The sequence below is a fragment of the Chitinibacter tainanensis DSM 15459 genome (assembly GCF_000429785.1).
Classification (GTDB): domain Bacteria; phylum Pseudomonadota; class Gammaproteobacteria; order Burkholderiales; family Chitinibacteraceae; genus Chitinibacter; species Chitinibacter tainanensis.
The window spans coordinates 318057-335618 of sequence record NZ_KE386951.1; the positions used below are offsets into that span (position 1 = coordinate 318057).

The 17562-nt window shown below is 57.1% G+C and carries 18 protein-coding genes; 5 read left to right on the forward strand and 13 right to left on the reverse strand.

Annotation, left to right across the window (positions count from 1 at the left end):
- Positions 1 to 5 precede the first annotated feature (5 nt).
- The 3 genes from gspG to gspF all read right to left on the reverse strand — a co-directional run bounded on the left by gspG (position 6) and on the right by gspF (position 2197).
- Positions 6 to 422 (reverse strand): type II secretion system major pseudopilin GspG, encoded by a 417-nt coding sequence (gene gspG / locus G482_RS0110955; protein ID WP_051258944.1) that lies wholly within the window; start codon positions 420 to 422, stop codon positions 6 to 8.
- Between the two features lie 62 nt (positions 423 to 484).
- Positions 485 to 985: a GNAT family N-acetyltransferase gene (locus G482_RS0110960; protein ID WP_028450066.1), complete on the reverse strand. Its 501-nt coding sequence runs from the start codon at positions 983 to 985 to the stop codon at positions 485 to 487.
- 9 nt (positions 986 to 994) lie between these two features.
- A complete protein-coding gene (gspF, locus tag G482_RS0110965) occupies positions 995 to 2197 on the reverse strand; it encodes a type II secretion system inner membrane protein GspF (protein ID WP_028450067.1) in 1203 nt (400 codons plus the stop codon).
- 222 nt (positions 2198 to 2419) lie between these two features.
- On the opposite strand from gspF, the gene G482_RS0110975 reads away from it, so the two are divergent.
- The 5 genes from G482_RS0110975 to G482_RS0110995 all read left to right on the forward strand — a co-directional run bounded on the left by G482_RS0110975 (position 2420) and on the right by G482_RS0110995 (position 8684).
- Positions 2420 to 3232, forward strand: coding sequence for a hypothetical protein (locus tag G482_RS0110975; RefSeq protein ID WP_028450068.1), 813 nt, complete (start codon positions 2420 to 2422; stop codon positions 3230 to 3232).
- Positions 3229 to 5346 carry a type II secretion system secretin GspD gene (gspD, locus tag G482_RS18340; protein WP_051258945.1) on the forward strand — a complete coding sequence of 706 codons (2118 nt, stop codon included), beginning with the start codon at positions 3229 to 3231 and terminating at the stop codon, positions 5344 to 5346. Before G482_RS0110975 ends, gspD begins: the two co-directional genes overlap by 4 nt.
- Complete coding sequence (gene gspE / locus G482_RS0110985) at positions 5343 to 6815, forward strand: type II secretion system ATPase GspE (RefSeq protein WP_028450069.1); 1473 nt, start codon at positions 5343 to 5345, stop codon at positions 6813 to 6815. The genes gspD and gspE overlap by 4 nt, the downstream gene beginning before the upstream one ends.
- A 21-nt stretch (positions 6816 to 6836) precedes the next feature.
- On the forward strand, positions 6837 to 7676 hold the full coding sequence (locus G482_RS18345) for a polysaccharide deacetylase family protein (RefSeq protein ID WP_051258946.1): 840 nt from the start codon (positions 6837 to 6839) through the stop codon (positions 7674 to 7676).
- 171 nt (positions 7677 to 7847) lie between these two features.
- Positions 7848 to 8684, forward strand: a complete 837-nt coding sequence (locus G482_RS0110995; RefSeq protein WP_028450070.1) for a DUF2971 domain-containing protein — start codon at positions 7848 to 7850, stop codon at positions 8682 to 8684.
- 67 nt (positions 8685 to 8751) lie between these two features.
- Here the strand turns inward: G482_RS0110995 and gspN are convergent, their stop codons facing one another.
- The 10 genes from gspN to G482_RS18350 form a co-directional block, all read right to left on the reverse strand.
- Positions 8752 to 9513, reverse strand: a complete 762-nt coding sequence (gspN, locus tag G482_RS0111000; protein WP_028450071.1) for a type II secretion system protein N — start codon at positions 9511 to 9513, stop codon at positions 8752 to 8754.
- The gene (locus tag G482_RS0111005) at positions 9513 to 9992 is read right to left on the reverse strand and encodes a type II secretion system protein M (RefSeq protein WP_028450072.1); all 480 of its coding nucleotides are present in this window, start codon (positions 9990 to 9992) and stop codon (positions 9513 to 9515) included. Before G482_RS0111005 ends, gspN begins: the two co-directional genes overlap by 1 nt.
- The gene (gene gspL / locus G482_RS0111010) at positions 9989 to 11026 is read right to left on the reverse strand and encodes a type II secretion system protein GspL (RefSeq protein WP_028450073.1); all 1038 of its coding nucleotides are present in this window, start codon (positions 11024 to 11026) and stop codon (positions 9989 to 9991) included. Before gspL ends, G482_RS0111005 begins: the two co-directional genes overlap by 4 nt.
- Before the next feature lie 159 nt (positions 11027 to 11185).
- Complete coding sequence (cysN, locus tag G482_RS0111020) at positions 11186 to 12625, reverse strand: sulfate adenylyltransferase subunit CysN (protein WP_028450074.1); 1440 nt, start codon at positions 12623 to 12625, stop codon at positions 11186 to 11188.
- Between the two features lie 219 nt (positions 12626 to 12844).
- Positions 12845 to 13771 (reverse strand): sulfate adenylyltransferase subunit CysD, encoded by a 927-nt coding sequence (gene cysD, locus G482_RS0111025; RefSeq protein WP_028450075.1) that lies wholly within the window; start codon positions 13769 to 13771, stop codon positions 12845 to 12847.
- Positions 13772 to 13989: 218 nt separating this feature from the next.
- Entirely contained in the window at positions 13990 to 14373 is a 384-nt protein-coding gene (rsfS, locus tag G482_RS0111035; protein WP_028450076.1) for a ribosome silencing factor, read from the reverse strand.
- Positions 14374 to 14375: 2 nt separating this feature from the next.
- On the reverse strand, positions 14376 to 15008 hold the full coding sequence (gene nadD / locus G482_RS0111040; RefSeq protein WP_034619648.1) for a nicotinate-nucleotide adenylyltransferase: 633 nt from the start codon (positions 15006 to 15008) through the stop codon (positions 14376 to 14378).
- A gap of 11 nt (positions 15009 to 15019) precedes the next feature.
- Positions 15020 to 15295 carry a chorismate mutase gene (locus G482_RS0111045; RefSeq protein WP_028450078.1) on the reverse strand — a complete coding sequence of 92 codons (276 nt, stop codon included), beginning with the start codon at positions 15293 to 15295 and terminating at the stop codon, positions 15020 to 15022.
- Positions 15295 to 16551 (reverse strand): glutamate-5-semialdehyde dehydrogenase, encoded by a 1257-nt coding sequence (locus tag G482_RS0111050; RefSeq protein ID WP_028450079.1) that lies wholly within the window; start codon positions 16549 to 16551, stop codon positions 15295 to 15297. Before G482_RS0111050 ends, G482_RS0111045 begins: the two co-directional genes overlap by 1 nt.
- 72 nt (positions 16552 to 16623) lie before the next feature.
- Positions 16624 to 17310, reverse strand: a complete 687-nt coding sequence (locus G482_RS18350; protein WP_156905391.1) for a trypsin-like serine peptidase — start codon at positions 17308 to 17310, stop codon at positions 16624 to 16626.
- Positions 17311 to 17562 lie beyond the last annotated feature (252 nt).

Consider the following 17562-nt stretch of genomic DNA (forward strand, 5'->3'; position numbering starts at 1 on the left):
GCCGCTTACTGCCACGAACCAATCAGGTTTTCCGGCTTATCCGCGCCGGCCTGACCTTCCGGGCCATAGCTCAGCACATCGATTTCCGCGCCGTGGGCGCTCGGGTTCAGGTAAACATAATCCTGGCCCCATGGATCTTTCGGCAGTTTATCCAGGTAGGATTTCCAGTTTTGCGGTAGCGGCTCGGTGCTGGGTTTTTCCACCAGCGCTTTCAGGCCTTGCTGCGCCGTTGGGTAACGGCCGTTATCAAGCTTATAGAGTTTCAGCGCTGCCATAATGGCCGACACATCCTGCTTGGCCGCCACAATCCGAGCTTCGTTGGGGCGCTCCATGATTTTGGGCACAATCAGCGCGCCCAAAATCGCCAGAATCGATACCACCACCAAAATCTCAATCAGCGTAAAACCACGGTTCTTTTTCATCAGATACTCCATAGGGGTATAGCCCCATCAACAACAATCTAATTAGCCTGCAAGCAAATACATCATGCAACGGAGCGAATTCGCCCCATATAAAACACATTGGCATAGCGCCCATCGCGAAAAGCAAAATCTTTGCCTTCACCTTCGATCTCAAAGCCAAATTTACGGTACAAGGCAATTGCCGCGTCATTATCGGTGTAAACGGTGATTTCAAGCCGGTGCAGATTGAGCCAATTGTCAGCCAGATCAATCGCGGCAGTCATCAGCTGGGTGCCAATCTGCTGGCCCTGCAGATCATCGCGCACCCAAATCCCGAACATCGCTACATGCTTGCGGCGCGGATTTTGCTCGACACCCAGAAATAAATTGCCCACCACTTCGCCATTTAAATCGGCGACCAGGCTATACGCGCCTTGCGGCAGCGTACCCAGTTTCTTTTGCCAGACTTCTGGCGACGGATAAGGTAGGCCCAAGGTGCCGGTATAGGCTTTTTTACCGGCATAAATCCGCGTAATCGCCTCGATATCCGCTGTGGTGCTATGGCGAATCTGAACGGCTGTCATGGCATTCCCTTATTTGACTAATTGGTTCATTTCAAACACCGGCAATAGAATCGCTAGCACAATCAACATCACAATCGCGCCCATCACCAGCACCATCAGCGGGCCGAGCAGGCTGGTGAAGGTGGTGACTTTGCGATCGAGTTCTTTACTTTGTTCGCTGGCCGCGCGCTCCAGCATCGCCGCCAGCCGCCCGGTGGCTTCACCGCTGGCCACCAAGTGCAATAGCAACGGTGGAAATTCATTGGCAGCCTTCATCGCTCGCGCCAGGCTCACCCCTTCGCGCACTTGGCCGGCCACTTCGCCCACAGCCAATTGCAGCTGGCGATTACTCATCACCCCTTCGGCGGCGGTAAGCGCTTTTAATAAAGGCACGCCGCTGCCGACCAAAATCGAGAGCGTGCTGGCAAAACGGGCGGTATTGGCCAGCCGATCCAGATAGCCCAGTACCGGCCAGCTTAAGCGCCAGCGATGAAAGCGCAATTGCAGGACCGGATCTTTTAGCGCGCGATGCGCCGCCACCGCGGCCAACAGCAAGCCCAGCGCCAGATACGGGCCAATGGTTTTGACCGCCGCGCTGCTCCACAGCAACAGCCGGGTGAGTAGCGGCAAGGTTTGCTTGGCCGACTCGAACACCTGCACCATCTGCGGTACCACCCAGGTGAGCATGCCCAGAATCACCAGCAGTGATACCCCGATCACCACGGCCGGATAAATAAACGCCATGGTGATTTTGCTATTGAGCTCACCCCGCGCTTCCAGATAATCCGCCAGCCGCGCCATCACCGCCCCCAGGCGGCCCGATTCTTCACCGGCCTTCACCAAGGTGCGATACAAGAGCGGAAACACGCGTGGAAATTGATCCATGGCGCTGGAGAGCGGCAAACCGGCCAAGACATCATGGCGCAGGCCGGCCAGAATCTGCCGGGTTTTGCCCTGCTCGGCCTGTTCGGCCAGCACCACCAGCAGCTCATCAATGGTGAGGCCCGCATCCAGCAAGGCCGAAAACTGCCGCGTGAGGGTAGAGAGCTCGGCACCGCCGAGCTTGAGCCGCTGGGCGTTGGCACCTTGCGCCGCCGCTAGCTCCAGGCTCAGTACATGCCAGCCTTGCTCGCGCAGCAGGCTGCGGGCGTGACGGGGCGATTCGGCATCAATCTGTCCGGTTTGCGCCGGGCCGCCACTGGCAGCCAGCGCCTGATAACGATAGGCAGGCACGATGAATAGGTCTTTCGGGTTCAGGGTTTGTCGCCCACCCACGGGTGCGCGACGATTTTGTCATGCAATTGACATTTGGCACGGTCATTCTCATCAGAACGTCATGTTGCCGTGCTTTAATGCGCACATTCTATGGCAGAATCATGACAAGTTGACATCACTGATGACCTTTGCGGGCGATCTGGTGGTCTTTCACCCCACTTTGGCCCCGGCAGTTTACCCATGGCACTGAATTTCCGACTCTCTTCCCGCCAATTGGCGCTCTTGGCCAGCGCCGTGCTGGCCAGTATGGTGCTGTGGCAACTGGCGGGCTTATTGTGGCTGGGGCTCACGCCCAGCCAGGCTGGCCGCAGCCTGCGCCTCCCCGCCGCCGCGCCTGCCGCCCAGCAGCAAGACCCCAATCTGATCGCCCGCCTGTTTAGTGGCCCGGCCAGCAGCGTGGCAAGCGAAGCCAGCAGCAATCTGAAACTAAAAGCGCTGGTATCGGGCGCCAATGGCGTGGCGATTATCGAAGGGCTGGAAGCCAGTGCGGTGGCAGTGAAGCTTGGCCAAGAGGCCGGCAGCCACGGCAAGCTGGTGGCGGCCGAGCGCGATCATATCGTGCTTGAGCTCAATGGCCAGCGCCGCAAAGTATTTCTAGAGCAGCAGAGTATTGCCCCACAAGCCAACACCGGAAATACCAACAGCACCATACCCACCCAGAGTACCACTACCGCCAGCGCAGCACCGGCCACCACGCTCACCCGTGGTCAGCTCACCGGCATTTTGCAAGGCGGCAATCTGGCCAACTGGAGTAAGGGCCTGGCCACCCACGCCAGCGGCGGTATTGCCGTCGAGGCTGCCAGCCAGCAAGCGCTGGCCAGCGTCTTGCAGCTGCGCGATGGCGACATTATCAAAAGTGTGAACGGCCGCAATTTGGCCAAACTGGAAGACCTCTCCCTGCTGTATGCGGCGTTCAGCCAGCAAAGCGCAGTGAGCGTACAAATTGTCCGCGCCGGCGAGGCGCAAACCCTGAGCTACACCGTAAATCCATGAAAACCATCAAGCACACCCTGATCGGCACCCTGCTAAGTGCCCTGCTTCTGACCCCGGCGCTGGCCAATGACGAGAAGGTCATGCTCAATTTCGTCAATTCGGACATCGAAACGACGGTCAAAGCCATTAGCCTGATTTCGGGGAAAAACTTTATTCTGGATCCACGGGTCAAGGGCACGATCAATATCGTTTCGACCCAGCCGGTGAGCAAAGAGCTGGTGTATCCGATTTTGCAATCGGCACTGCGGCAGGCGGGCTTTGCCACCGTGGAAACGCGCGGGGCGATCAAGATTCAGCCCGAGGCGGACAGCAAATCACTCAGCAACAAAACCCTGGTGCGCGGCGAAGCCGCCAATGGCGAGCAGATCGTCACGCAGATTTTTAATCTGAACAACGAAAGCGCCAACCAGATGGCCACCATGCTGCGCCCGCTGGCCACGCCCAATAGCCTGATCAGCGCCTACCAATCGGGCACCAGCAATACCGTGGTGGTCACAGATTACGCCGACAATGTGCGCCGCCTGGCGCGCATTATCGATAATATCGACCAGCCGAAAAACAGCGAAATCTTCACCATCAAGCTCAACCACGCCTCGGCGCTGGATGCAGCGCAAAACATCGCCCGCCTGATGCCGGAAGTGAGCGTGCAGAATGTCGCCAGCGCCATTCCGCAAAATGATGGCGTGCGCCGCTCGATTGTGGTGCCCGATCCGCGTGGCAACCGGCTGATGGTGCGCGCGATTAATGCCGCACAAACCTCACAACTGCGCAGCCTGATTAGCCAGCTGGATGAAGCCGCTACCAACGACAGCGCCATCAATGTGGTGTACCTACGCAATGCCGAAGCGGCCAAACTGGCCGGCACGCTCAAAGGCCTGCTCACCGGCCAAGACGACAGCACGGCCAGCAGCAGCGCCCCCACCAGCACTGCAATGAGCAGTAATACCGCGGGCAATAGCAGCCCAAGTACCAGCACGAGCAGCCCCGCGCCCACCAATACCAGCACCACCGTGCAAGTGGCCGGTGCCACCGTGCGCGTGCAGGCCGATAGCGTGACCAACTCGCTGATCATTACCGCGCCGCAGAATATCTATAACAATCTGCGTGCGGTGATCGACAAGCTGGATGTGCGGCGCAGCCAGATTTACGTCGAGGCGATGATTGCCGAAGTGAATCTATCCAAATTATCGGAATTTGGCTTTCAGTGGATGGTGGGCGGCGGTAACGACAAAATCGGCGGCGGCATGGTGTCTAACCTCGCCACCGGCAGCAATACGCTGGGTAATATCGCCACCGCGGTCATCAATAAAAACCCGGCCGCAATTCCGCTGGGCGCCACCTTTGGGCTCTTTAATGGCGACCCGACCAAAGGCACCGCCTCACTGGGCGTAATTGCCTCGGCCCTGCAAAGCAGCGGCAACGGCAATGTACTGTCGACGCCCAATCTGCTGATGCTGGATAACGAAGAAGCCAAAATCACCGTCGGCCAGAATATCCCGATCATCACCGGTTCGCAGCAGCCCGTGGGCGGCAACCCGAATCCGTATGTCACGGTGGAGCGCAAAGACATCGGGATTAAGCTGCGCGTACGCCCGCAAGTGTCCGAGGGTGGCATCATTACGCTGAATGTGTTCCAGGAAGTATCGAGCATTGATAACTCGGTGAATACCGGCGGCGCGGGCTTGGCCACCAAGGTGCGCACCATCGAAACCAAGGTGCTGGTGGATGATGGCCAGATCGTGGTGCTGGGTGGCCTGATCGAAGATCGCCTGAATAATAGCGGCAACCAAATCCCTGGCCTGGGCGATATTCCGCTGCTGGGCGAGCTATTCAAATACGAAAACCGCAGCTGGCAAAAAGTAAACCTGATGATCTTCCTGCGCCCGGTGCTGATCAAAGATAACGGGGCCAGCGCGGTGCTGAGCAACGATCGCTATCAATATCTGCGCAACCAGCAGGGTGATTATAAAGTGGGCGAGCATTGGTTCTTGCAGGATATGCCGGGCGTGCAATTGCCGGCCAAGTTGCCCGATAGCAATGGCGTATCGGTGTATTCGCCCGCGGTGAAACCGGCGGCGCAGCCAGCTAGCCAACCGGCGGCCAAACAGCCATGAGCCGGCGTGTAAGCTACAGCTACGCCCGCGAATTTGGCGTATTGGATGGCCAGGTCGAAGACGGCCTCACCCCGCTGTACTGGCGTCAGGGCGGCGAGCTGGCCGCACTGGCCGAATTACGCCGCCAGCTTGGCCCACACCGGCTGGTGCCGCTGGCCGCCGCCGAATTTGAAGCGCAGCTCAACCGGCATTTTGGCGATCACGGCAGCAGCAGCGCGGTCAATCTGGTCGACGATATTGAAGAATCGGCCGATCTGGCGCGGCTGGTGCAAGACATGCCGGAAGTGTCGGATTTGATGGAGGCCGAAGAATCATCACCGGTCATCAAGCTGATCAACGCCATTTTCACCGAAGCGCTGCGCGAAAACGCATCCGACATTCATATCGAGCCATTCGAAACCCGCTCGGTGGTGCGTTACCGCGTCGATGGCGCGCTGCGTGATGTCATCGAGCCCAATCGCGCGCTGCATGCCGCGCTGGTGTCGCGGATTAAAGTCATGGCCGGCCTTGATATCGCCGAAAAACGCCTACCGCAAGATGGCCGTATCAATCTGCGCATTGCGGGCCGCCCAGTCGATGTGCGGGTTTCGACGCTGCCAACGGGTCATGGCGAGCGCGCGGTGCTGCGTTTGCTGGATAAATCGGCGGGCCGCTTGGAGCTGGCCAAGCTGGGCATGGGCGAAAAAACGCTCAATGAGCTCACCAGCCTGCTCGCCGCGCCGCATGGCATTGTGCTGGTCACCGGCCCCACCGGCTCGGGTAAAACCACCACGCTGTACGCTGCGCTGGGCAGCATGGATGCCAAAAACAGCAATATCATGACGGTGGAAGACCCGATCGAATACGACCTGGATGGCATCGGCCAAACGCAGGTGAACCCGCGCATCGAAATGAGCTTCGCCCGCGCCCTGCGCGCCATTCTGCGCCAAGACCCGGATGTGATTATGATCGGTGAGATTCGCGACCTGGAAACCGCGCAAATTGCCGTGCAAGCCTCGCTCACCGGCCATTTGGTGCTCGCCACGCTGCACACCAACGACGCCCCCAGCGCAATGACCCGCTTGGTGGACATGGGCATCGAGCCGTTCTTGCTCGCCTCATCGACCATCGGCGTGCTCGCGCAGCGCCTGGTGCGTACGCTGTGCGCCAGCTGCAAGCAGGGGTATATCGCCAGCAGCGATGAATTAAAAGAACTAGGGATAGATACCCGAGCAGGTATTACCCTGTATCGCCCCGTCGGCTGCCCCGCCTGCGCCCACACCGGCTACCGTGGCCGTACCGGCATTCACGAATTGCTGCTGGTGGACGAAAACCTGCGCAGCCAAATCCACAACGCCGCCAACGAACAAGATATCCGCCACTACGCCGAAAGCCGCGGCATGCACAGCCTGCGGCAAGACGCCGCCCAGCGGGTAGTGGAAGGGGTGACGAGCGTGGAGGAAATGCTGAGGATTACCCGCAGTAACTAATCACTCTCGTCGAGGCAAATCATGGCATCGCCACGCGCAATACTCACTTGTTTGTTCATTGCCGCGGGCTTGATTGCCAAGCCCGGATTTGCCACGCCCTTAGCCAAATGCATTGGCTTGAGCGATCAAGACATCGCGCTGATTGTGAACGCCGACGACGTGGGCATGCATCCTGATCTAGATAAAGCTGCATTCAAGCTCATTGATGCCGGCCAGATTCAGGATCTATCGTTAATGCCGCCAACGCCCAATTTTGCGCAAGCGGCGCAATGGGCCAAAGCGCGTCAATTAGCGGTGGGCGTCCATCTGACGCTCACTAATGAATGGCAGGAAAAGCAGCCGTGGGGCGCCGTGTTATCACGCGATGAAGTGCCTTCGCTCTACAATCCGCAAGGCAATTTGTGGGCTACGGTGGCCGAGCTGGCCGCACACGCCAAACCGGACGAAGTAAAAAAAGAGCTCCTCGCCCAAATTGCCAAGGTGCAAGCCGCCGGACTGAAAATCACCCATCTGGATGCCCATATGGTGTTCTGGCCTGCCACCCCCGAGTTACTCAATATCTACACCAGTCTGCCCAAGGAAACGGGCATCCCGATTGTGATTCAATCCTTTCATGGCTCGCTTGCAGAGCAATATCAAGTGCATCGGCAGATACAGTCTGAAAACGCCATCGTCACGCCCGATACATTTTTAATGCATTACAATCCGAGCATGCGCCAACGTGGCGTCGCTTATCGGGGCTATCTAGAGCTGATCAAGCAATTGCCGCACGGTGTCCACACCATCGGTATTCATCCCGCCGAAGACAGTCCTTCGGCACAGGCCGCCATCCCCGACCTAACCTTGCGCCTAAGCGACTAGGCGGCATGGCAAGAGCCGGCATTACACAAAGCCATTAAGGCGCGTGGTATTAAGCTAATCACTTATGCGCCCTTGCAGCAGCTGCAGGAAAAACTCAACCTCGAGCCTCAGCGTCATTGTCTTAGTTCGCCAAAATAAATCAATCAGCTGAAAAATTAACTGGTTCAAACCATGCCCTTCACGACTGAATCAATACCAGATTTTTTCTATAAGTACCGTGGGGTCGGCACCACGAGTAATAGCGATGGAAAGTCACAGCTAGACTATTTAATCGACCAGATAGTTGATGACAGTATTTACTTATCAATCGCCGCTGAGTTTAACGATCCTTTCGAGTGCGCACCCAAAATTCGTATTCATCCCCCCGAAATTACACGCAAGAAATTCAGAAGTCTCATCCTTGAGAAACATAACTCACTCTTCCCTGATATAAGCAACAATCAGAAGAAGCAGTATGCAAACGAGGCTAGTAAAAAATATTATGGTCAGCTTAGTCATCCCGATTTTCAGAAAGATGTTAAAAAACATTTAAGCTTTGCAGAAAAAACCCGAATTTATTGTGTGAGCACATGCCCTACAAGCATCCTGATGTGGTCACACTACGCTTCAAATCACGAGGGGATATGTCTTGAGTACAGAAATATCGGTTTCTTCGATCACGCGCTCAAAGTTGAGTACAAACTAGAGCGCCCAGAAATTTACCTTTTTGGCGCGACCGATGAGTTGAAAGAGGTTGAAAAGACCTACCTGACCAAAAGCGAAGAATGGAAATATGAGGAAGAATGGCGGGTTGTCTTACCCAACCTGTCTGTAGGCCAATACAGATTAGAATCTGCATGCCTGCATGGCATTATTTTGGGGTCAAGAATCAAAGACAGTGTACGTGAACGAGTTCTTCAAGCGGCAGAGCGACGGATACATCGCCCCAAGATATACGAAGCCAAACTTTGCTCTGAAACTTATTCTGTTAAGTTAGAAGCTATCAATCTCACAAATGCAAAGAACTAGGTGGAATTTCAAAACTTAAACACAAACTTGAGCTTAAAATCACCACCCCAACATCACACCTCCAACATCAGAACTTAATCTGATATCCATTCGCCGTAGCCGGAATTTGCAGCAACAGCGGCGCAAGCTGTTGTTTTACTTTTTCATCCGGCTGCAGATTGATTTCGCCTTGGCTACTGACACGCCCGCCCGCCAGCCATTGCAAGGCGCCCTGCCCTTGTACGGCGATGGCGCTGCTGCCCAGTGGGCTGATCGTCCATTTCGCTCCACCTTCATTCATGACCAGATTGGCACGCAATGTGGTGAGCGGGCTCAGTGCGGGTACCAGCTGGCTAAATAGCGGATCGAGAGTGAGCTCGGCGCTGTCGCCAGCTTGCTTGGATAGCCGGGCGCTGCGCAGCTGCGCGGTACCGCCCAGCCCCCAGCCGGCGATTTTTGGCACGGCGCGCAGCGCACCTTCCAGCGGTAGAGTGATGTCGACATTTTCCAGCGCCACCCCGCCAGCGCCCAACACCAGTCGGGCCTGACTGGCGGCCGGATTGGTGCTAGCGGCGGCTTGGCCGCGGATTTGCCAGGCCAGCTGCCCGGCCAGCAAAGCGCGGGGCTCGAATTGCCAACTGAGGTTTTGCTGCAGCGCCACGCCTTCCAGCCCCAGCGCGCTCATTTGCCCTTGCCAGAGGGTGCCGCTGGCTTGGCTCAAAGTAAGATTGGCGGGCAACACCCAGCCCAGTGCGGCTACCGGGGCGCGCGCCAACAGCAGCAACACAAAAGCTAGACTCAGCAGGCTGCCCAGCACCCAGCGGCGACGGTAAAACGGAATCTGGGCCATTATTCGCTCCGGCCGGCGCGGGCCAAGACCAGCACTAAGCCGATCTCACTGCCCTGTTGTTTTAATTGCAGACTAACTACCTGAGCCGCCAGCTCGCTGCGCAAGGCGCTGGCCAGCAGCACGGCGGCAGTGGCATTGGGTTGCGTCAGGCTGATTTCCACCTGCCCGGCCGCCAGCGGCCGGATATCGGCACTGAGCTGGCGCGCCGACATGGCACTAAATGCGGCGCTACGTAGATCGGCCGTAGCCGCCTTACCGGGTGCGGCCAGCGCCGGCTGGGTGGCTCGCATGGCCATCAGCTGGGCTTCCAGCCGTGGCACCTGCACCTGCAGGCGGCCAATCTGCTGCCACAAGGGCGAGAGCAGGCCAAAATACAGCCCTAAGCCCAGCATGGCCACCGCCCAGCCTTGCAAAAAGCGCTGCTCGCGCGGCGAGCGGCTGGCCCAATAGGTGCGGGCGCGTTGCAGTGCGGCGCTCATGGTGTGATCTCCAGTTGGCTACGCCCATCGGGCAAGGTTTGGCTAGTGACTTTTAACCCCTGCGCCTGCAAGCGAGCCGGAATCGCCGCAGCCTGGCTGGCCGGCAAAATCAGACTCACTTTGCCCTCTTTGGCGGCGAGCGATTCCACGCCCAAATTACCATCGAGCTGGCTGGCGATTTTTTGCGCCAGCGCCAGCGCATCGGCCTGCCCTTGGCTGGCTGGATTTTGCTGCAGGCTTTGCCATTGCAACACCGGATCAACCACCGGCACGCCCGGATACAGGCTGGCAAAGGTTTGGCGCAGCTCCTGGCGCAAACTGGCTTCACGGCTTGCCAGCTGTCGCCACTGAATGATTTGCCCGAGCAATAGCAACACCAGCAATACACCCAGCAGGTATAGCGGCCAATGCCATTGTTGCCAATCTACCCGGAGCGATACCCCTGATAGCTTGCCACGCAGTAATACTGCGGCGTCTTTGCTGGGGGCGGCCAGCGCCGCCCGGCTTTGCGCGGCGGGGGCGCCAGTGGGACACAGCAGCTCGGCTTCGCTGGCATCAGCCAGCCACAGGCATTGGCCGGCGCAGCGTAGCAGCCAGCCTTCTCCGGCCGGCAGCAGCACATCATCTTGCGCCGGTAATAGGGCAAATTCGGCAATCCAGCGCTGTGGCGCCCAGCTTTGGCTAGCCAGCCATTCGCTTAAGCGCTGTTGCTCGGCGGCGGGCCACACCCACACGCAGGTGTCATCGCCCAGCCGCTGGCTTTGCCAGCGATAATCGGCCAAAGGCCCCAGCACGCGGTCTTCTAGCGCTTGGGCAATCAGCTGTTGGCGTTGTTTGTCTTTGCTGGCGGGCAGGCGTAAACGGTGTTGGGTCAGCCAGGCGGCCGGCAGGGCCAGATCAAGCTGCTCGGCCGCAGGCCATTGCGTGCCTTGCCCCTGCTGCAAAAGCTGGCCGGCGGCATCAAAGGCCAACCAATCAGCCACCGCCAGCGGCGCTGTATGCAGGCGGATTACTACCCGATGAAACTGGGTCATCGACTTCTCACTTCTGGCGCGGCCGGCATGGCCACGCGGATGGAATCACAAACCAGCTATTGTGCCGGCAAAATGATGAAACAATAAAGAAACGATGACAAAAAACCAATAAAAACGGCAGCCCGCGGGCTGCCGTTGTCATCTTGCGACTTGCTGCGTTTATTTCAGCAGCTCGCGCACGTCTTTGGCTTCCCAGTGTGGGAAGTATTTGCGCACCAATGCATTGAGCTCGACTTCAAATTCGCGCAGACGGCTCAGCTCGTCCAGCTCGCTAGCGCTGGCGCCACCAGCTTCGGCCTGGGCCACAATCATGCCGGCGCCCACGGTGGCGTTGCTGAGGCGATCAATCACGATCAGGCTACCGGTACCGCGGCATTCGGTGTATTTGTCGAAAGCAATCGGCGCAGTCAGCTCGAAACGCGCCAAGGCGATTTCGTTCAGTTTCAGCTCACTGGCGTCGATGTGCTCAAGGCTGTTCACGTCGATACGATACTGGATAGAGGTAACGCGCCCGAAGCATTGTTTGCCGCCGAGTTTAACCACATACTCCTTGCCTACGCTCAGCGGCGCTTCGTTCATCCACACCACGTGTGCATCAAACGCGCTGCCCACGTGCGGCTGCGCATCTTGCGCGCGCACGATCATATCGCCGCGTGAAATATCGATTTCGTCTTCCAGCGTCAGCGTAATCGCCTGGCCAGAGAACGCCACCGCTTGCTCGCCCTCGAAAGTTACAATCGCTTTGACTTTGGATTTTTTGCCCGATGGCAGCGCGATAATTTCATCGCCCGGCAAGACATGGCCAGCGGCAATCGTGCCGCAGAAACCGCGGAAATCCAGATTCGGGCGGTTGACGTATTGCACTGGCAGGCGGAAGGCATCGAGCTTGGCGTCTTTATTGATTTGCACGCTTTCCAGCAAGCCCATCAGTGTTTCGCCTTCGTACCATGGCGTTTTGTCCGATTCGTTCACGACGTTGTCGCCACGCAGCGCCGACAGCGGCACAAAGCGGATGTCGCTGATGTTCAGCTCTTTGGCGAATTCCAAGTACTGCGCGCGGATTTCGTTGAAGCGTGCTTCGCTGAAATCCACCAAATCCATTTTGTTCACGGCCACGATCACGTGCTTGATACCCAGCAGCGACACGATAAAGCTGTGGCGGCGGGTTTGTGTTTGCACGCCGTAACGCGCGTCGATCAGGATAATCGCCAGATCAGATGTTGACGCACCGGTGGCCATATTGCGAGTGTATTGCTCGTGGCCCGGGCAGTCGGCGATGATGAATTTGCGTTTTTCAGTGCTGAAATAACGATACGCCACGTCAATCGTAATGCCCTGCTCGCGCTCGGCTTGCAAGCCATCCACCAGCAGCGCCAAGTCGATTTCTTGGTCGGTGGTGTTGAATTTTTTACTGTCTTTTTGAATCGCCGCGAGGTGATCGTCAAAAATCAGTTTTGAGTCGTGCAGCAAACGGCCGATCAGCGTGGATTTACCGTCATCCACATTGCCGCAAGTAATAAAGCGCAGCATGTCTTTGTTTTCATGCTGTTTCAGGTACGCCAGAATGTCATTGGCGATCAAGTCAGATTGATGTGACATGGTGTTCTTCCAATCTCAATTATTTATTGCTCACCTTGAATGAGTCACTCAATTCAAGGCCGTAGCGAGCTTTCGTCATCAACACGTTCAGTCGCGCCGCGAGCGGCTTCAGGTCAAGGCGTCAGCACCGCAGCAAACGTGAATGGACATCAAGTCCATGCGGATTGCGAGGCGCGCACAACGCGGACATGCAGTCGCGCAGCCAGCGAATCGACGTGTTTAGAAGTAGCCTTCCATTTTTTTCTTTTCCATCGACCCAGCGCTGTCATGGTCAATCGCGCGGCCTTGGCGCTCGGAAGTCGTCGCCAACAGCATTTCCTGGATAATCTCAGGCAGCGTTTGCGCTTTGGACTCAACGGCACCGGTCAGCGGGTAACAGCCCAGCGTACGGAAGCGCACCCATTTTTTCTGGATGGAGGCTTTTTGCTCTGGCGTCAGGTATTGCAAGATGCGCTCATCGTCGATCATCACCAGCGTGCCGTTGTAATCGACTACTTCGCGCTCAGCCGAGTAGTACAGCGGTACGATTTCGATGTTTTCGAGGAAGATGTATTGCCAGATATCGAGTTCGGTCCAGTTCGAGATCGGGAACACGCGAATCGATTCGCCTTTATCGACTTTCGAGTTGTAGATATTCCACAGCTCTGGGCGCTGGTTTTTCGGATCCCAACGGTGGTTTTTATCGCGGAATGAATACACACGCTCTTTAGCGCGGGATTTTTCTTCGTCGCGGCGCGCACCACCAAAGGCCGCGTCAAAACCGTATTTATTCAAGGCTTGTTTCAAGCCTTCGGTTTTCATCACGTCGGTGTGCTTGGCTGAGCCGGCGGTGAACGGGTTGATGCCGGCTTTCACGCCTTCTTCGTTCACATGCGTGATCAGATTCCAGCCTTCGGCTTTCTGTTTTTCACGCAGTTTGTACATATCCTGGAATTTCCAGGTGGTATCCACGTGCATCAGCGGAAACGGTGGCTTGCCTGGCGCAAAGGCTTTTTTGGCCAGATGCAGCATCACCGCTGAGTCTTTACCAATCGAGTACAGCATGACCGGGTTTTCAAATTCGGCGGCCACTTCACGGATAATGTGGATGGATTCGGCTTCCAGCTGCTTTAAGTGCGTCAGCCGCGCTTCAGACAAAGTATTCATGGCGTGAACTTCAGGATTTCAAAATCGATAGAGAATGGAGATGGAATTTACGGAGAAATTCCCAAACCAAAAAGACGTTTTGGCTATATCGTTAGATCTAATTGCTCTAGGCGCTGCGCACGGTACTGCTGCATTTTCAGCTGGCGGCCAAAGGAAGCCGGGGTGGGGCTTCAAATAGCAATGGCGGCCTGTCGCCGCCATTGCCTGCCTGCAGCAGATTACTCTGCCGAGCCTACCGCCGACCAAGCCCGGCCAAGCGGATTGAAGGTCGGTTTTTGCCCGCCCCACAGTTGTTCCAGATCGTAATAATCGCGCACCGGTGGCAACATCACGTGCACCACGAGGCTGCCGGCATCCACCAGCACCCACTCGCCGCTCTCTTCACCTTCGGTGCTGACGATTTCGTAGCCTTTGGCTTTGAGCTCAACTGAGACATTATTGGCCAAGGCGCGCACCTGACGATTTGAATCGCCGGTCGCTACGATCATGCATTCAAACAGATCAGTCAGTTGGGTGGTATCCAGGACTTGGATTTCCTTGCCCTTGATGTCTTCCAAGGCCGCCACGGCCACGTCGCGCATGGCGCTTACCATTTCATTCATAGTTATTCCTTAAAACAATACAGCCCACTGGCCACCAGCAGGGCCGACACGGGGGTCAGTGCGGAGACATCTTCCCCCCGCGACAATTTGTCGCGGATCAGTGTCGACGATACCGGCAGCAGCGGGCTGGCTAATTGACTGATTTTACCCCGAGACAGCTGCGCCGGGGTGGCATTTACATGCCGAGCGGCAAATTCTGCTGCCAAATCAGGGCTTAAATCATTAAATGCATACTCGGGCCGGGCCGCAATCACTAAATGCCCGACCTCTAATAAATCACGCCAGCGGTGCCAGCGCGTCAGTTGCCGCCACGAATCGGCTCCGATCAGCCACACCAACAAGGCATCAGGGGTATCTTGCTGCAACTCAAGTAGGGTATCGATTGTGTAGCAATACCCCTCGCGATTTACTTCTCGATCATCCACCAGCAGGCCGTTTTCGCCGGCAATTGCCGCCTGTACCCACGCCAGCCTTTGCTGCGGGCTGACCGGTGGCGCCGGCCGGTGCGGCGGCAAACCCGTTGGGATTAGCCGCACTTCATCCAGCGCCAGCGAAGTGCGTAAACACCGCGCCAAGGCCAGATGCCCGTAATGAATCGGGTCGAAAGTGCCACCAAATACGCCGATAGTGCGCATCACCGAGACGCTCAGCACTGCTGATGCTGGGCGACCACCTCATCGAGTATCAAGCGCTGCAGCCGCTGGGCAAAAGCCGGATCCAAGCCCGTGGCGGCTGCCAGTGCCGCCGTTTTGGCCAGCTGCTGCGCTTCGCGATCAGCATCTTGCGCCGGCAATTGGTGCTGCTTTTTCAGTTGTCCCACTTGCGCGGTGACCGCAAAACGCGCGGCCAGCACAGTAAAAAGCTGCTGGTCCAGCTCATCAATTTGCGCGCGTAGCGCGAGCAATTCGGCCGGCACGCTCATTAGCTGCGCACCTCGCCATCGCCAAGCACAATCCATTTTTCGCTGGTCAGGCCTTCCAGCCCCACCGGGCCGCGGGCGTGGATTTTGTCGGTGGAGATTCCGATTTCGGCGCCCAGACCATATTCAAAGCCATCGGCAAACCGGGTCGAGGCATTCACCATCACGCTGGCACTATCCACCTCGCGCAAGAATTGCCGCGCTTTGGTGTAGTTTTCGGTGATGATCGCATCGGTATGGTGGCTGCCATAGGTATTGATGTGATCAATCGCGGCTTGCAGATCATCCACCACGCGAATCGCAATAATCGGCGCCAGATATTCGGTACGCCAATCTTCTTCAGTGGCAGCAATGGCCGCTGGCAAAATCGCCTGCGTCGCCGCACAACCGCGCATTTCAACGCCTTTAGCCTGATAAATCGCGGCGATTTGCGGCAAAAACTGTGCCGCCACCACGCGGTGGACCAGCAGGGTTTCCATCGTATTGCAGGGCGCGTAGCGTTGCGTTTTGGCGTTGTCGGCAATGCGCACGGCTTTGCCCAGCTCGGCTTCATCATCCACATACACATGGCAGATGCCATCCAGATGCTTGATCACCGGCACGCGTGCATCGCGGCTAATGCGCTCGATCAGCCCCTTGCCGCCGCGCGGAACGATCACATCCACGAATTCGCTCATCGTGATCAGCTCGCCCACCGCGGCGCGATCTGGGGTTTCGATGATTTGCACCGCTGTTTCTGGCAGGCCGGCGCTAGCGAGGCCTTCTTTCACACAAGCGGCGATGGCCTGGTTGCAATGAAACGCCTCGCGACCACCGCGCAAAATGGTGGCATTGCCCGATTTAATGCACAGGCCGGCCGCATCGGCGGTGACGTTCGGGCGGGCTTCATAAATAATGCCGATCACGCCCAATGGCACGCGCATTTTGCCGACTTGAATGCCACTAGGGCGGTATTTAAAGTCGCCCATATTGCCGATCGGGTCGGGCAGCGCGACCATTTCGCGCAGCCCTTGCGCCATGGTGGCGATGGTTTTTTCAGTTAGTTGCAGGCGATCCAGCAGTGCCGGTTCCAGACCATCAGCGCGAGCTTGCGCCATATCTTGCTGATTGGCGGCCAGCAACAGCGCTGCATCGCGCTCAATTGCATCCGCAATCGCGTTCAGCGCGGCGTTTTTCGCGCCGGTCGAGGCTTTGGCCATCGCGCGGCTAGCGGCCCGCGCCTGACGGCCTACATTCTGCATGTAAGCTTGAATATCCATCGTCATGAATCCGTGACTGTTTTTTTAATCGAATCAGCCTATTGTATCGCTTACTAGGCGGCGGCGATACGGCTAGTGGGCCAGCCAGCGCTGCGCCTTGGACGGCAATTGCAAGACGGTAACGCCTACATTATCGGCCAGCGCCCGGTTAAACCAATCCGGGGCCGAGCTTTGTACGGCAATCAACGTGGGGCCGGTCGGCAAATCCAGCCAGATTGGCGAGCCCGAATCACCCGACAAGGTATCGCAGCGGTGGAAGATCGTGCCATTGCTGCGCAGCTGGGTGAGCTGGCAGCCATGATGCACCGATAACTGGGTATCATGGTCTTCGGCAAAGCCGCCCTGATTCACCTGCTGGTTTTGCTGCAAAATGCTGCGCATTAACTGCTGCCGTTTACCCTGAAACAGCTGCATCGGGCTGGGTGGCGTGCCGTCTTTGAGCTTGAGCTTAATCAGCGCAATATCATATGGAGCGGCGCTGGGGGCGATATACACATCATCGCCTTTATAGGTCAGCCCCTGGCGGAAACGCGGATGAAAAAGCTGGCCCACAACTTGATAGCGGGCCTGATACTGGCCATTGTGAAAACCCGCCATAAACCAGCGCCCGGCATCAATCTGGCGCGGTAGCATCAAGAAGCAATGCGCCGCAGTAATCGCGACATCAGGGGCAATCAGCGTGGCAGTACATGTGCCACCCGATTTCACCTCCAGCCGCCCAATCGCATTGTAGGGTGCGGCATAAGGCGCACTGATCATCGTACGGTCATCGTGACCAAAAAAAAGCGCCTGCTTCTCTTTGCTGAGCGCAGACGGATTTGCCAGCGCGGCCCCTGCCGCACAGAGCAAAGCAAAACTAGTGCAAATCAACTTCACGGCACAACCTCGTGGAGAAACGAAAAAAGGACGGCAAGCCGTCCTTTTTTCTTTAATCAGGCAAGAAGCTGATTATTTTGCAGCAGCGGCAGAAGCTTTAGAAGCTACAGATGCAGCTGAAGCTTTTTTAGCTTG

What these genes read in the sequence shown, in the direction of transcription:
- gspE (WP_028450069.1), top strand. Translation starts at nt 5,343, where the DNA reads ATGAGCCGGCGTGTAAGCTACAGCTACGCCCGCGAATTTGGCGTATTG.
- G482_RS0110975 (WP_028450068.1), top strand. Translation starts at nt 2,420, where the DNA reads ATGGCACTGAATTTCCGACTCTCTTCCCGCCAATTGGCGCTCTTGGCC.
- G482_RS0111005 (WP_028450072.1), bottom strand. Translation starts at nt 9,992, where the DNA reads ATGAGCGCCGCACTGCAACGCGCCCGCACCTATTGGGCCAGCCGCTCG.
- cysD (WP_028450075.1), bottom strand. Translation starts at nt 13,771, where the DNA reads ATGAATACTTTGTCTGAAGCGCGGCTGACGCACTTAAAGCAGCTGGAA.
- gspD (WP_051258945.1), top strand. Translation starts at nt 3,229, where the DNA reads ATGAAAACCATCAAGCACACCCTGATCGGCACCCTGCTAAGTGCCCTG.
- G482_RS0111045 (WP_028450078.1), bottom strand. Translation starts at nt 15,295, where the DNA reads ATGAGCGTGCCGGCCGAATTGCTCGCGCTACGCGCGCAAATTGATGAG.
- nadD (WP_034619648.1), bottom strand. Translation starts at nt 15,008, where the DNA reads ATGCGCACTATCGGCGTATTTGGTGGCACTTTCGACCCGATTCATTAC.
- gspN (WP_028450071.1), bottom strand. Translation starts at nt 9,513, where the DNA reads ATGGCCCAGATTCCGTTTTACCGTCGCCGCTGGGTGCTGGGCAGCCTG.
- rsfS (WP_028450076.1), bottom strand. Translation starts at nt 14,373, where the DNA reads ATGAATGAAATGGTAAGCGCCATGCGCGACGTGGCCGTGGCGGCCTTG.
- G482_RS0111050 (WP_028450079.1), bottom strand. Translation starts at nt 16,551, where the DNA reads ATGGATATTCAAGCTTACATGCAGAATGTAGGCCGTCAGGCGCGGGCC.
- cysN (WP_028450074.1), bottom strand. Translation starts at nt 12,625, where the DNA reads ATGTCACATCAATCTGACTTGATCGCCAATGACATTCTGGCGTACCTG.
- G482_RS0110960 (WP_028450066.1), bottom strand. Translation starts at nt 985, where the DNA reads ATGACAGCCGTTCAGATTCGCCATAGCACCACAGCGGATATCGAGGCG.
- gspL (WP_028450073.1), bottom strand. Translation starts at nt 11,026, where the DNA reads ATGACCCAGTTTCATCGGGTAGTAATCCGCCTGCATACAGCGCCGCTG.
- G482_RS18345 (WP_051258946.1), top strand. Translation starts at nt 6,837, where the DNA reads ATGGCATCGCCACGCGCAATACTCACTTGTTTGTTCATTGCCGCGGGC.
- G482_RS0110995 (WP_028450070.1), top strand. Translation starts at nt 7,848, where the DNA reads ATGCCCTTCACGACTGAATCAATACCAGATTTTTTCTATAAGTACCGT.
- gspG (WP_051258944.1), bottom strand. Translation starts at nt 422, where the DNA reads ATGAAAAAGAACCGTGGTTTTACGCTGATTGAGATTTTGGTGGTGGTA.
- G482_RS18350 (WP_156905391.1), bottom strand. Translation starts at nt 17,310, where the DNA reads ATGATCAGTGCGCCTTATGCCGCACCCTACAATGCGATTGGGCGGCTG.